We start from the raw sequence: 13,065 nt of genomic DNA on the forward strand, positions 1-13,065 counted from the left end.
CTTAGATTTCTTCTAGCTTTTTAGACCAAAAGAACGGCGAGATCACTTTTTGGATCTGGTCGTCATTATACGGTTTTACGTTTCTCCAGAAAAAGCCGTTCGAAGATTTGTACTCGAGGTTGCCTTTGAGATCGACTGCAAACTCGGTTTGACCTTGATCGAAGCTGACAAGGCTTTTCCAATTAAATGCCTTAGAGCTTGGGGTCAGCTTGCCAGTCGCAGCCCATGCTTTAAAGTCCGCCCACTTCGCAGGAAGTGGATATAAGTATCCATCTTCCGCACTGATGTAGAGGACTTCATTGTTTACGTATTTGGATTTATCCGAGATCAAGAACTGAATCGGACGAATATCACGCAAAGACACGTCGATATCAGGAGCTGATGCAAAGTTGTCACCGCAACGAAGTTTTTGATCAAACAGCAAACAGCTATAGTCATGAAGAATTCCATAGTACGCATCCTTCAAGCTGTTTCTTTCTGCAGGTGTGTAAGATGTAACATAATCTTTCGCGTAGCCACCTTGGGTTTCAATCAAAGTTTTAGAGAACGCATAGGATTTCACAAAACCGCTTGGGTCAAAGAAGGTTGGCAAATCTAAGCGAGAAGTCATCACAGTATCAGCGTTGCCGACTTGAATCAGATTCTGGCGACTTGTCCCGTCATAGAATGAAACAACGCCTTCGCTGGTTTGTACAACCATGCCGACTTTGAGTTCCAAAGGCAGTTTGTTAAAACGCTGAATCATGTCGACCACGACCGTCGAGCGAGCTTGCTGTCTTTGTGCAGGATTCGTTGAGGATTTAGCAATCTCTGCTAAAAAGCCCGTAGCGACTCCGTAAGAGCCTTGGGTTTCAAATGTATCATCACAACTGCCGCTGCCAGAAGCATCGTTGTCTGATTTTCGATACATGCCGTGTGTGCAATGAACGTGAGTATAACCCTCTGTATGACGGGCTTCATGAATCAGCACAGAGCTGACCATCAAAGGTGAATTATAGTTTTCGATCCCTTCAGTGCAAATGTGCATGATGTCTTGTTCCATGCGATACACATAAGCGATAACTCCTGAAGGACAGTTGAAGGCGTCTTTGCCCTCGATCACAATACGCGCGATACGTTTCTTAAAATAATTCCCGGCACCTTCACGAACAACAATAGACGGCGACTGCGGATTTTTCGAAGCATTCAAGTCGTCCATGAATTTCACGGCTTTTACCAAGCGAGGAAGTAGAGCTGCAGAATCACAACGATCGCTGATGCGAGTGACACGGAGATAATCATTTTTGGAATTAGACCATTCAAAAACTTTGAATGATTCAAAGAAATCGTCGGTCTCTTGCTGAGAAACGCAGTCCGAAGCACTTTGTGCCATGCCAGCAATAGGTGTCAGAATCAAAAATAAGAGCGTCAGAAATTTCATAGTTCTTCTTTCTCGGTGATCATGGCATCAATAGTGCGGCTGAGTTTGCCGGGGCGTTGGGCATAAATCCCGTCCAGGCTTACGCGCACCAAAAATTTCAAAGTTGGTTCTGTTTGAGTTTTTGCGATGTCTTCTAAAATTTTTTGAATCTCTTGCGGGTGATCGACAGCAAGTTTGTCGAGAGCCTCAAGAGCCGTCACGCGAAGGGCGATTTCGTCGCGAAGCTTATAAGTACCAACAGAGTGGGGATTGTCGAGTTGCTCAAAAGTTGGTAGTGGAGTTTTTACGATACGAGCTAGTTTCTCTTTAGCGATAAAACCTTGTTGAGTGAGGGTGTAAACCTCTTGAAAGCGAGCTTGGTCTTTAACAGGGGGCTGGGCCTTGGCTAGAGCATCTACGTCAGCTGTAGAGCTTGTGGCAGAGGCGATCGCAGCGCTCGTTGGAGCTGAAGTCTCTGCAAATGGACTCTGGAGGATTCCCAGTTCCAGCAGGACAAGAAGAGCTATGAGTGCGAGCGCCCCTAACAGGGCAAAAAACCAAGTAAATTTCATCGGGTCCCTATAGCACAGATGGTTCTTCCTTGAACACCAGGCTTGCAATTGTTACAAGTGTTTCAATGACAAAATTCACCGATCTTCCCTTAGTTGCCCCGATTCAAATGTCTCTCAAAGAGGCTGGATACGAAAACCCAACGCCAATTCAAGCACAGGCGATTCCGCTGATCTTGGATGGCCATGATCTTTTGGGCGTGGCCCAAACGGGAACAGGAAAAACAGCGGCGTTTTGCCTGCCGATCCTGCAAAACCTGGCAAAAAATCACATCCGTCGCGAGCCAAAATGCGCTCGCGCTCTGATTTTGACTCCGACTCGTGAACTTGCGATCCAAATTCACCAAAACCTGGTGGCTTATAGCACCCACCTGAAACTGAAACACGCCGTGATGTATGGCGGTGTCGGCCAGGGGAATCAAGTACGCGATATGGCCGGAGGCGTAGACGTTCTCGTTGCGACTCCGGGACGTTTGATGGACCTCTTCGGTCAAAAACACCTTCGCTTGGACAAAGTGGAAGTTTTCGTTTTGGATGAAGCGGACCGTATGTTGGATATGGGTTTCATCCACGATATCAAACGCATTTTGCCTCTGCTTCCTAAAAAACGTCATAACTTGTTCTTCTCTGCAACGATGCCTCGCGAAGTTTCAGAACTTGCAACCCGCATTTTGCACGAGCCTAAGAGAGTCGAAGTAACTCCTCAGGCGACTACCGCTGAAAAGATCGAACAAAGTGTCATGTTCGTAGAGAAAAGCAAAAAACTTGATTTGCTATTGCACCTTCTTGAAAGCAATGACCTGTTCAAAGTTTTGGTTTTCATGCAAATGAAACACGGGGCAAACCGCATCGTGGATAAGCTCACGAAAGCGGGCATCCCGGCCGCTGGTATTCATGGCAATAAATCCCAAGGGGCTCGTCAAAGAGCGCTCGAGGATTTCCGTAATCACAAAATTCGCGTTTTAGTTGCGACGGATATCGCGGCTCGTGGTTTGGATATCGACGGGATCACTCACGTGATTAACTTCGAACTTCCACATCAGCCAGACAGCTATGTTCACCGTATCGGTCGTACGGCTCGTGCGGGCGCCGAAGGTAAATCGATTGCGTTCTGTACCGCTGAAGAAAAGTCTTACTTATACGCGATTGAAAAGACGACTCGTCAAAAAATCACCGTCATTGAGGATCATCCGTACCACTTCGATGGAGCTGCAAAAGCTTCTGTCATGAGTGTTGGGAAAGCTAAAGCGATGATCGAGAAAACTCAAGATAGCTATGGACCAAGAAAACCGGGCTTCCACGCACGCAGAAAACGCTTCGGCGGTTTCAGTAAAAACAAAGGCGGCGGCGGAGGACAAGGTGGTGGCCAAGGCGGTAAGCCTGGTGGTCAAGGTGGCGGTGCCCATAAAGGTGGCCCGAAAAAATCTCATGCGGGGGGACCTCGCAAGCAAGGACCTAAAAAATGAGCCATGGATCCGTTCAGGAGCTAAATATTTATCCTGTGAAGTCTTGCCAAGGGCAGACTTTGAAAGAGTTAAATATTACTTCGGAAGGACCAGAGGGCGATCGCCAGTGGATGTTGATCGACGAGCAGGGGACTTTCATTACGCAAAGAACTCTGCCAAAATTGGCGACCGTGCAAACTCACCTCAATGAGCAAGGTTTAAGCCTTGGTTTAGGAAAGCAGTTCTTTGTTGTTCCTAAAAACAATTCTTTCAAACGCGGCGTACGTATCAACGTGTGGGATGAAGAATTCGACGCGGCTTTAGAGCCCGATTTGTTTTCACAAGCATTGTCTCAGTATTTGGGCGTGAACTGCCGTTTGGTGCGTTACGCGCCTTTTTCTCAAAGAAAAATGCCAACTCTTGGACAAGGCGATTGGCAACCTGAAGCGCGTTTTTCTGACAGCAGACCACTTTTGTTAACGAATACAAAATCACTCGAAGATTTGAACTCAAAATTGGCGCAACCTGTGGCGATGGATCGCTTCCGTGCGAATATCGTTTTTGCAGGCACTGAAGCCTTCGAAGAAGACACCTGGTCACGCATTCGTATTGGTGATGTGATTTTCTCTCAGCCAAAAAAGTGCGCTCGTTGCAAAATCATCACGATTGACCAACACACCGGTTTGTCTGAGGGGGCCGAGCCTCTGAAGACTCTGAGCACCTATCGCCGTGACGGCAATAAGGTGAACTTTGGTGTGATGTGGATTCCTGAAAACTCAGGCGTGATCCGCCTTTCGGACAAAATCGAAGTCCTTTAATCCTCAATCTTAAGACTGCAATTCTAGACTTTAAGAACGTCTGTTCTTAGCGCTCATATACACGACATGAGCGCCGCGCTATCATTGGCATTGCTTGCATATTGTATCTCCTGTCCATCAAACCAACCGGACATTTAGGAGAAAACAATGAAACTCAACAAGCTATTTTTGGGACTCATAATGAGTTCTTGGCTGGCGAATTCAGCACATGCTGTGCCTCTTCTTGGCGAAACTGCCGGCAGCATCAAAGTTAGCGGCAACGTGACCCTTTACCGCGATCATGCGGATCCAAACAAAGTCTATTACTTCCCAAACTCGACACGTTTTTCGATCGATAATAATAAAGTTCCACTTTTCAATTTCGTCTACTGGGGATTGGACAATCCAGCAACTGGTGGAGCGTACATGACGATGACAACTCACTTGTCATCGGATGAAGCTCAGAAAAAAGATCTAGAGAACTTCATGGCGACAAATCCAACAATCGAAGTCGCAGTCCTTCCTGTGATGTCTTCTTCAGTGGGATTGCAAACAACAGCCACGAATCAACAACCTTTGTCAGGTCTATTCACAGAGTTTAACTTCGCCCTTCACGGAGGCCGTGCCGAAGATGAAATCGGCGTGAATGCAGTTCTAACTGGTACCGGAGCAAAGGCTTTCAAAGCGTTGTTAACGAAATCTAGCAGCAGTGCACTCTTAAAAATGGACTACTGTTACAAAGTTCAAGGTTATGGCCCTAATATGGACGCCAAAATCACTGCGAAAATGGATCGCGTCTATGAATACTTCCAAACTTCGCACTCTGGCGGTTGGGGATGGTTCAGTTGGAGCATTCAAGCTGTTGTTGAAAAACTCGTCGCAGAGAGAAGCATCATTATCGAAATGAATGGTGGCGATGCAAAAGACTGGGAATACATCCGCACAATTTCTGAAACTTTGACGGCGCGTTTGTTTGTTCCAGAGTTGTCAGCAACTCCTATTACAGTGGCAGCTCCAGCGAATCGTCTGTTCCGCTTTGGCGGTGGATATGTTCGTAAAGAAGAACTGCAAACAGAAACTTGGACTTGGAAACGTCGTGACCTTGTAGAGCGCGATTTCTGTACCAACATTATGATTAAAGATCTGGAACCTTACCGCGATCGCCTTGTGATCTCTGCGGACTAATTGAAAGGAAAATTTATGAAGAAATATTTTGTTTTAGCATCTTTGTTTGTAAGCCAAATCGCTTTGGCTCATGTGATTGAAGTGAATAAAGACGAGCGTACGGTATTTTACACTCCGGACGTCGTTTTGGATGTGGAAGTCACGGATCTTGATAGTGAAGGCGGCATGTTCTCTTTGTCTTTAAGCTATGACAGTGCTGCGGTGAAGAGCGAAGAAGAAAATCTTAAGCGCACGTACCCAGGTTATGCTTTGCGTGTGCTGACAGCTCAGCACGCAAGCAGCAGTTTGCTTGTAAGCATTCCAGAAATCGGTCTTTCTGAAGAAACTCAAGTAAAGCAAGGTCAAATGGGACCGTACTTGAATTTTCAAACGCTTCTAAAGCCTGCTCAAGTAGCAAAATTAAAAACACTTTCTGCAAGCGCGACGGATTTGGTGAAGCTTGCGATTCCGGTATCTTCTGGGTATCAGGCGATCAGAGTTCTTGAAAAGTACTCAAGCTCTACAGTTTGTAAAGAAATGCGTGTGAAGCGTTTTGATGACTTGGTAGTAGCGTTATTTAATCTTAAAAAGCCATCAGGGATCGTGCGTGCAGAGACTCTGACTGACTATAAGAGATCCATTATCGAAGGCTGTTTCGATCTGTCTCCGGCAAAGGTGACTTCTTTTAAAGAGTTGATGGCGTTAGAGCTTCAGCCGAAAGAGTCTCCGATCGAGATCACTGCAAGATACTCAACCAGTCAGTGGGTAGATGCAAAATATGAATTGGTTCCAAAGCTGCGTTTAAAAATCAATTAGGAGTTACCGATGAAAAAGCTGATTTTGGTATTTCTGGTTCTTACAGCCTGTGGTTCGCCGAAAGAACCTATCGAGCAAGAGCCATATTATACATGCCAACTTGTTGCTGCTAAAATTTCAGTAAAACACGCTCTGGGTGGCGAGAATCCAGTTCCGCTTCGTACACATTTGATGACGACAGTTGCAGAAGCTATTGGGGCGGATTCTCAATCCTGTCCACCAGTAGCGGCGATAAAACAGTTGGATGAAAGACTCAGTCTTGAATGCGGTGATTTCCTTTGTAAGGTAGGGAGAAAATAAAATGAAAAAGTTGTTAATTGTTGTTTCTAGCTTGTTACTGACTACAGTCGCACAAGCAATTCCAGTGATGAATGAAAACGTCGCAAATAGCGGAGTTATGACCATTTACCCGGATCATGCAGATCCACACAGATATTATGTGGCTCCGAATGTGGTGATGATTGCTACCAATAAGAAAGGCACTCCGCATTTTTCTTATGCGGAATATCGCCGCAATCTGATTTACAAGGTCGGTGTGATAGCAATGACTTTGGTGCCGGCGTATACGCGCGAAGAGTTGGATGTAGCTAAAGCCGAGATTCTTGCAAAAGATCCTTTGGCCGAGTTTAGCGGACTTCCGTTTATTGGTTCTTCGTTGGCGCTGAACGGGGCTTTGCCGGAACTGATCACTTCGAATGAGTGCAATCATGCGGCGGGTTTGATCGGGCAAGAACAAGCGTGCTCTTTTGTTCTGACTGATAAGGGTCGTATCTTCTTTTTGAAGGCGATTGAGCGCAAGATGCTGTTTACGACTTTACAGTTTGAATACCAAGTTCAGGCTGTTTTGCGTTTGGCGGATGGCACTTTTAAAGACGCAACCATCACTCATGGGGTCGCAGTCCGTATTGATGGGGGGCAATTGGCTCGTCATCCGCGTTTGATCCGTCGTTTGATGTATTAACGCATAGCCCCTATTGAGGTCCGGCATACCTTTTAGGGGCTTTTTTTGTTAGCTTGCCCGGCATGAAAACACTAGTGCTTACGGGTGAGTCCATCACTCTCGAAAATCTGTATGAAATTGCCAATAACCCTGAAATCAAAGCAGAGCTTGCACCATCCGCACGCGCTTTGATGCAAAAAAGCCGCGATTACATCGAAGGTCGCATTAAAAATGGCGAAGTGATGTATGGCGTGAACACCGGCTTCGGAGCTTTTTCATCAGTCCGTATTTCTGATTCTGAAATTGAACAACTGCAAAGAAACTTGATCCGTTCTCACTCGATGGGAATCGGCGAGCCGTTCACGAAAAATCAATCACGCGCGATGATGGTTCTTCGTGCCAATGCTTTGGCTCGTGGCCATAGCGGCATTCGCCCAACAGTCGTTGATAAGGTCCTTGAGTTTTTGAATAACGATATCATTCCAGTGATTCCGTGTCAGGGCTCTGTCGGTGCCAGCGGAGATTTGGCGCCATTGTCACACTTGGCACTTGGTGTGATTGGTGAGGGCGAAGTTTGGCAAAATGGCCAAGTGGTTCCTGTGCAAAAAGTTTTGGCCGAGAAAAAAATCCAGCCACTAGAACTTAAAGCTAAAGAAGGTCTTTCAATGATCAATGGCTGTCAGGTAATGACGGCGTTGGGATTGCTCACCGCTTGGGAAGCGCGTCGTCTGTTGTGGATGGCGGACCTTGCAGGCGTTATGTCTTTGGAAGGTCTTCGTGGCTCACGTAAACCGTTTGATCCACTCATCAGTGCGACTCGTCCTCATCCGGGCGAGGCAAAAACAGCGCGTAACTTGATGAAATTGATGGGCGAAAAGAGCGAAATCTCTGAAAGCCATGCAGTCGGTGATCCACGCGTGCAAGATGCTTACAGTCTTCGTTGTATGCCAGCGGTTCATGGCGCTGCAAAAGATGCTCTTCGCTATGTTGTAAAAGTTCTTGAGACTGAAGCGAATTCTAGCACCGACAATCCACTCGTGTTTGCAGATGATAACAAGGTTCTTTCTTGCGGTAACTTCCACGGGATGCCGGTTGCGCATGCGATGGATTTTGCGGGGATTGCGATTTCTTCTCAGGCCAGCATTTGTGAATGCCGTATTTCAAAAATGATTTCACCGGTGATGAGTGAATTGCCTGCGTTCTTGACTCCGAACGGAGGTTTGAACTCTGGTCACATGATCGTGCAAGTGGCGGCAGCATCACTTGTGAGCGAGAATAAGATCTTGGCACATCCTGCAAGTGTGGATTCAATCCCAACTTCGGCTGAAAAAGAAGACCACGTTTCTATGGGAACGATCGCAGCTCGTAAGTTTGAAAAGATTCTTCGTAATGCTGAAAACGTTGTGGCGATGGAAATGCTTTCTGCCTGCCAAGCTTTGGATTTGCTAGCGCCATTGAAACCAACGGCAGCTGTGCAAGCGGCTTTTGATCACATCCGTAAGCAAGTTCCGTTTGCAAAAGAAGACCGTTATTTCGCCAAAGACGTGGAAGCGATCAAAGGCATGATGGTCAAAAATGAGCTTATTAAGGTCGCTGAACAAGCGGTCGGCCCTTTGGAGTGGTAGTTTTTTGACAACTGCGTGACGACAGTTTTCTTTTTGTTTCACAACAAGGGATTTTGTCGTCTTACATATTGAACCCTCTCAGAAATATATAAGACTCGGCCAACGTCGTTGAACGACAGATCAGTGGCCGTTTTGCCAGTCTGGTCTTTTGAATTCCAGAGGGGAGTTTTATGTATTCAAGATCACTGTTAGTGTCTTCTATCATTCTCGCTGTCACTTTAGGGGCTTGTGCTTCGAAAGAAAGAAAAGAAGCCGAAGCAAAGGCCAAGGCTCAGCAACAACAAGTCGAAGCTGCTCAAGCTCAACTTGATGCCGAGAAAAAACTTTTCACACAATTAAAACCGCAAGAGCTAGATGTCTTGGTTCAAGAAGCGGTTGTCTATGGATATCCATTGGTGCTGATGGATGCCACTCGAGATATTCAGCAGAATCCGAATAGTGAATTTATGGTTAAGAGCGGACCGAACGAGTTTTACCATGTTCGCAATTTTCCCGATGTGAACAATACAGGGGTCGTTAGTTCCAATGTTGATACCTTATACTCATCTGGTTGGTTGGATCTTTCCAGAGAGCCTGTCGTGTTAAGTTTACCGGCAGCGGGTAATAGGTATTATATGATGACGGTCCTAGATGCGTGGACGAATGTGATCTCTTCCCCGGGAACAAGAACAACCGGTAGTGCACAAGGAGACTTCGTGATCGTGGGACCAAATTGGCAAGGGCAGACTCCTGCAAACTTGCGTAAAATTCAATCGCCGACAAACATGGTTTGGGTCGTCGGGCGTACTGCGACGACCGGTGGAAAAGATTTTGAAACTGTTCATGCTATTCAGAATCGTTACAAATTGACTCCACTCAGTCGATTTGATCGCTCAGTTTCCGCTCCTGCAGTAACGGCCTCGGTCGCTTATGAAGATAAAAATTTCGATGGAAGTATTCCGCCACCGCAATATGTGGCTGGTATGGATGCCGCTAGATTTTTTGGTCGTCTGAGTCACTTGATGGTAGCAAATCCTCCAGCTGCTGGAGATCGCACTATGGTAGAGAGATTAGCTCGTATTGGTGTGAAGCCAGGGCAAACAGTCGACTATGCAAAATTACCAGAAGATATTCGTCGCTCGTTGGATACCAGTGTTAAAAATGGTCTTAAGCGGGTTGACCAATTAGGGCGTCAGCCTCAAGGGCGTATGTTGAATGGATGGGTGTTTGCGACGGACTGGGGGCAGTATGGCACAGACTATGAAACCCGTGCCTCAGTGGCTCGACTTGCTTTAGGCGCGAACAGAGCTGAGGATGCTGTTTATCCACGCGCAACCGTCGATACTGAGGGTAATAAACTCAATGGTAGCAACAAATACACGATCAATTTTGCCAAGAACAACAAGCCGCCGGTGAACGCGTTTTGGTCTTTGACCATGTACGATGCTCGCCAGTACTTCGTGCCAAACACTTTGAATCGCTATTCATTGGGTGATCGTAGTAATTTGAAGGCTAATAAAGATGGATCAGTGACGATTTATATTCAGCCAGACAACCCCGGAAAGTCCAAGGTTTCGAATTGGTTGCCATCACCACGTGGGGATTTCAACGTGATGATGCGCCTGTATTGGCCGAAGCAGGCGATTTTGGACGGGGAGTGGAGAGTGCCAGGCATTCAAAGGGTTCATCCGCCTCAACGCTTGACGAAAAAAATGGCTAGAAGGCTCTCTAAGAGATAAAAACTCTTGCCAAAAAGCGAGGCGAAAAGTCTCATAAAGACATGAATATTAAAGCATTGATCCTCATCGCATGGGTTTTACTTGGTTTAACAGCTTGTAATAACGGAGAAAAACCCATGACGGCTCGTACGGGCACGAATGGGCAAAAACCTGACAATGGATCCCAAAAACCGGATCCAACACCAGCAAAGTTGGTGGAAAAAGTGGCAGCTTTGCAATTGCAAAAGCCCACCCAGGTAGAGTCCGAGTTTTTGAATGTCATGGATATTGAATTCGGCGATGCGGATCGTGCAGTTTACAGTTTTAAATATGCACCTGGCGATAACGGCAGCTTGTTTTTTTCACTAGCCCAGGTGCGACTTCTTTTGAAGGAATGTACTAAAGACGCGAATCGTACAGTGACTGCGCGTATTTTTTGGCAGGAAGTAAAACAAGGCAAGCGCAGTATCATCGATGTCCTTAAAGACAGCGTTGAAGAGTTCGAATACAGAGCACAAGATGAGTACATCCTGAGTTATGTTCTGATGGATCTGAAAAAAGAACTCTCTGATTGCAAATCAGCGACTTTGAAGTTCGCTTCCTTCCCGAAAAAATTCTAAATTAGTCCGCTATCCATATAATAGTCAGCGTGATTTCTTCGATGTTGAGAGTTTGGTCACGCAAAATCTGCCCATTTTGGTGTTAGTCTCTTCTTGAGAAACACGCTTGAAGTGGTTTCATATTGATAACTTATAGAGCTTCCTCTCTCGAAATTTTCAAAATTCATGTCTAAAGTTTTTACGGGAGCATGTGAGTCTAATCACACGACTATGTCCTCAACAAAAACTACTGTATTGAAGAGACTCACTTCAGAAAAAGTGCTCATTGATTTTGGATTACCTGCGATATTCTTTTTTCACGGGGGAAACAATCCATGAAGACAAGCATCTTTCTGAATGTATCACTTTTTGTACTAGCAACTCTGACAGCAGCAGCGACCTACGCGCAAACAACCAGGGTCTTAACCTTTGACGACATAGCTGCGGGCAGTAGCCTTACAACTCAATATCAAAGTGTGGGCGTTACGGCCGCAGGCGCAACGATTTTGGATTTTGCGCCTTGGCTGCCTAAATCTGGGGCAAATTTGGCCTTCGCACCAGAAGGCCTGATGGAGTTCGCATTTAATTCATCTATTACGGGCAATATCAGAACTGTTTCGGCCTATGTATCTGGTGTTCCAGGCACCGGAATCTTCGCATACGATTCGGCAGGCAACCAGGTAGGCCAATCAGTGTTATCGGCAAATGGTGCCAATGTACTTTTGTCTGTGACCTCGAGCACTAACCCAATTGCAAGAGTGCAGATTCATGACGGTGGAGCTACCTTTGGGGTCGACGACTTTACCTTTGTCTCGGAACCATCTATTCCTATGTGTGTTGCCTCTAATCGCAATCTATATAGTCTAATTAATGCATTACCAAGCAGCGCTTATAAGACCGCAAAAACAGTCTCTGTAGTGAAGGCAGCGATTCTTAAACAGCTATCCTGCTTAGACCAAGCATTACTTTCAGATGTATCGAACAAGCAGCTACTGGCTCAGCTTACTTTGATAAAGGCGTCCGTAGATGCTGCTCTTAAGTCGTCTACTCAGAAAACACAAATTATGAACATCATTAATCAGCTAATTGCGTCGACTAAAGCAGGTCAGTGCTAGGGCACGACCTTTCGAAGAAGTCCTGGTCCCAGTAAAAAACTTTATATAATCCTATTTAGTCATTATTCTTTCTCCAAGGTGGGGGAAGAATAATGATGTCTCAGATTGATAACCTTTTTAAAAAAATCTATTTCACAATCATTTTAATGGCAGGTCTTGTTGTGACAGCCGGAGCTGGCGCTCAGACAACGAGAGTACTTACATTCGACGATGTGTCGGCAGGCAGTAACCTGACTACCCAATATCAAGGAGTGGGCGTTACGGCGGCGGGGGCGACGATTTTAGAGTTTGCTCCATGGCCGTCTCATTCTGGGGCAAATTTGGCTTTCGCACCTGAAGGCCTGATGGAGTTCGCATTTAATTCTACTGTGACCGGGAATATTAGAACCGTTTCGGCCTATGTATCTGGCGTACAAGGAACAGGGATCTTCGCATTTGATTCAGCGGGAAATCAAGTAGGTCAGTCCGTTCTTGGTGCCAATGCTCCGAACAATACACTATTGTCGGTGACTTCGAATACCAATCCTATAGTTAGAGTCCAAATCCATGATGGTGGGGCTACATTTGGAGTTGATGATTTCACATTTGTATCTGAGCCAACTGTTCCTGTGTGTGTAGGGGTAGCTGGTGATCTTTATGATGCTGTTTCGGACTTGTCATATTTGGCCTTTAAGAACGTACTACGTGCTTCATCTCAGAAACGAGAACTGCAGAAAGAAGTTTCATACTTAGAGTATTTGATTAAAGTAAATGCTGGGAAAAAGAAAATTCTTTCACAGATTAAAGAGATCAAAGACAAAGCAGCAGATTGGGTAAGAAAAGGTGCTTCTCAAACGGAACTTTTAAATTTACTGAATCAACTCTCGACCCTGGCAACAAGCGGGAAATGCTAGGCGATA

13 protein-coding genes are annotated in these 13,065 nt (G+C 45.9%); 11 read left to right on the plus strand and 2 right to left on the minus strand.

The genetic code is table 11. The annotated features are described in order from the left end of the window. Position 1: 1 nt before the first annotated feature. Together ACLWBB_RS05360 and ACLWBB_RS05365 are read right to left on the minus strand one after the other, a co-directional pair. Entirely contained in the window at positions 2-1,420 is a 1,419-nt protein-coding gene (locus ACLWBB_RS05360) for a hypothetical protein (protein ID WP_413290545.1), read from the minus strand. Beyond that, positions 1,417-1,971: a hypothetical protein gene (locus ACLWBB_RS05365; RefSeq protein WP_413290546.1), complete on the minus strand. Its 555-nt coding sequence runs from the start codon at positions 1,969-1,971 to the stop codon at positions 1,417-1,419. Before ACLWBB_RS05365 ends, ACLWBB_RS05360 begins: the two co-directional genes overlap by 4 nt. Before the next feature lie 65 nt (positions 1,972-2,036). Between ACLWBB_RS05365 and ACLWBB_RS05370 the strand changes: the two genes are divergently transcribed. The 11 genes from ACLWBB_RS05370 (at position 2,037) to ACLWBB_RS05420 (ending at position 13,059) form a co-directional block, all read left to right on the plus strand. After that, the gene (locus ACLWBB_RS05370) at positions 2,037-3,434 is read left to right on the plus strand and encodes a DEAD/DEAH box helicase (RefSeq protein ID WP_413290547.1); all 1,398 of its coding nucleotides are present in this window, start codon (positions 2,037-2,039) and stop codon (positions 3,432-3,434) included. After that, positions 3,431-4,231: an MOSC domain-containing protein gene (locus tag ACLWBB_RS05375; protein ID WP_413290548.1), complete on the plus strand. Its 801-nt coding sequence runs from the start codon at positions 3,431-3,433 to the stop codon at positions 4,229-4,231. The genes ACLWBB_RS05370 and ACLWBB_RS05375 overlap by 4 nt, the downstream gene beginning before the upstream one ends. A 147-nt stretch (positions 4,232-4,378) precedes the next feature. Next, positions 4,379-5,395 (plus strand): hypothetical protein, encoded by a 1,017-nt coding sequence (locus tag ACLWBB_RS05380; RefSeq protein WP_413290549.1) that lies wholly within the window; start codon positions 4,379-4,381, stop codon positions 5,393-5,395. Between the two features lie 15 nt (positions 5,396-5,410). Then, positions 5,411-6,190 (plus strand): hypothetical protein, encoded by a 780-nt coding sequence (locus ACLWBB_RS05385; RefSeq protein WP_413290550.1) that lies wholly within the window; start codon positions 5,411-5,413, stop codon positions 6,188-6,190. Positions 6,191-6,199: 9 nt separating this feature from the next. Then, positions 6,200-6,490, plus strand: coding sequence for a hypothetical protein (locus ACLWBB_RS05390; RefSeq protein ID WP_413290551.1), 291 nt, complete (start codon positions 6,200-6,202; stop codon positions 6,488-6,490). Position 6,491: 1 nt separating this feature from the next. Further along, positions 6,492-7,151, plus strand: a complete 660-nt coding sequence (locus tag ACLWBB_RS05395) for a hypothetical protein (protein WP_413290552.1) — start codon at positions 6,492-6,494, stop codon at positions 7,149-7,151. A gap of 62 nt (positions 7,152-7,213) precedes the next feature. Next, a complete protein-coding gene (hutH, locus tag ACLWBB_RS05400; RefSeq protein ID WP_413290553.1) occupies positions 7,214-8,755 on the plus strand; it encodes a histidine ammonia-lyase in 1,542 nt (513 codons plus the stop codon). A gap of 170 nt (positions 8,756-8,925) precedes the next feature. Further along, positions 8,926-10,473: a DUF1254 domain-containing protein gene (locus tag ACLWBB_RS05405; RefSeq protein ID WP_413290554.1), complete on the plus strand. Its 1,548-nt coding sequence runs from the start codon at positions 8,926-8,928 to the stop codon at positions 10,471-10,473. 41 nt (positions 10,474-10,514) lie between these two features. Then, positions 10,515-11,072, plus strand: a complete 558-nt coding sequence (locus ACLWBB_RS05410; RefSeq protein WP_413290555.1) for a hypothetical protein — start codon at positions 10,515-10,517, stop codon at positions 11,070-11,072. A gap of 314 nt (positions 11,073-11,386) precedes the next feature. Beyond that, positions 11,387-12,166, plus strand: coding sequence for a hypothetical protein (locus tag ACLWBB_RS05415; protein ID WP_413290556.1), 780 nt, complete (start codon positions 11,387-11,389; stop codon positions 12,164-12,166). 92 nt (positions 12,167-12,258) lie between these two features. Next, positions 12,259-13,059, plus strand: a complete 801-nt coding sequence (locus tag ACLWBB_RS05420; protein WP_413290557.1) for a hypothetical protein — start codon at positions 12,259-12,261, stop codon at positions 13,057-13,059. Positions 13,060-13,065 lie beyond the last annotated feature (6 nt).

The organism is Bdellovibrio sp. HCB337 (genome assembly GCF_047302465.1).
Classification (GTDB): Bacteria; Bdellovibrionota; Bdellovibrionia; order Bdellovibrionales; family Bdellovibrionaceae; genus JACMRP01.

Excerpts from the sequence above, each read along its gene's own strand:
- ACLWBB_RS05360 (WP_413290545.1), bottom strand. The coding sequence starts at position 1,420 with ATGAAATTTCTGACGCTCTTATTTTTGATTCTGACACCTATTGCTGGC.
- ACLWBB_RS05365 (WP_413290546.1), bottom strand. The coding sequence starts at position 1,971 with ATGAAATTTACTTGGTTTTTTGCCCTGTTAGGGGCGCTCGCACTCATA.
- ACLWBB_RS05370 (WP_413290547.1), top strand. The coding sequence starts at position 2,037 with ATGACAAAATTCACCGATCTTCCCTTAGTTGCCCCGATTCAAATGTCT.
- ACLWBB_RS05375 (WP_413290548.1), top strand. The coding sequence starts at position 3,431 with ATGAGCCATGGATCCGTTCAGGAGCTAAATATTTATCCTGTGAAGTCT.
- ACLWBB_RS05380 (WP_413290549.1), top strand. The coding sequence starts at position 4,379 with ATGAAACTCAACAAGCTATTTTTGGGACTCATAATGAGTTCTTGGCTG.
- ACLWBB_RS05385 (WP_413290550.1), top strand. The coding sequence starts at position 5,411 with ATGAAGAAATATTTTGTTTTAGCATCTTTGTTTGTAAGCCAAATCGCT.
- ACLWBB_RS05390 (WP_413290551.1), top strand. The coding sequence starts at position 6,200 with ATGAAAAAGCTGATTTTGGTATTTCTGGTTCTTACAGCCTGTGGTTCG.
- ACLWBB_RS05395 (WP_413290552.1), top strand. The coding sequence starts at position 6,492 with ATGAAAAAGTTGTTAATTGTTGTTTCTAGCTTGTTACTGACTACAGTC.
- hutH (WP_413290553.1), top strand. The coding sequence starts at position 7,214 with ATGAAAACACTAGTGCTTACGGGTGAGTCCATCACTCTCGAAAATCTG.
- ACLWBB_RS05405 (WP_413290554.1), top strand. The coding sequence starts at position 8,926 with ATGTATTCAAGATCACTGTTAGTGTCTTCTATCATTCTCGCTGTCACT.
- ACLWBB_RS05410 (WP_413290555.1), top strand. The coding sequence starts at position 10,515 with ATGAATATTAAAGCATTGATCCTCATCGCATGGGTTTTACTTGGTTTA.
- ACLWBB_RS05415 (WP_413290556.1), top strand. The coding sequence starts at position 11,387 with ATGAAGACAAGCATCTTTCTGAATGTATCACTTTTTGTACTAGCAACT.
- ACLWBB_RS05420 (WP_413290557.1), top strand. The coding sequence starts at position 12,259 with ATGATGTCTCAGATTGATAACCTTTTTAAAAAAATCTATTTCACAATC.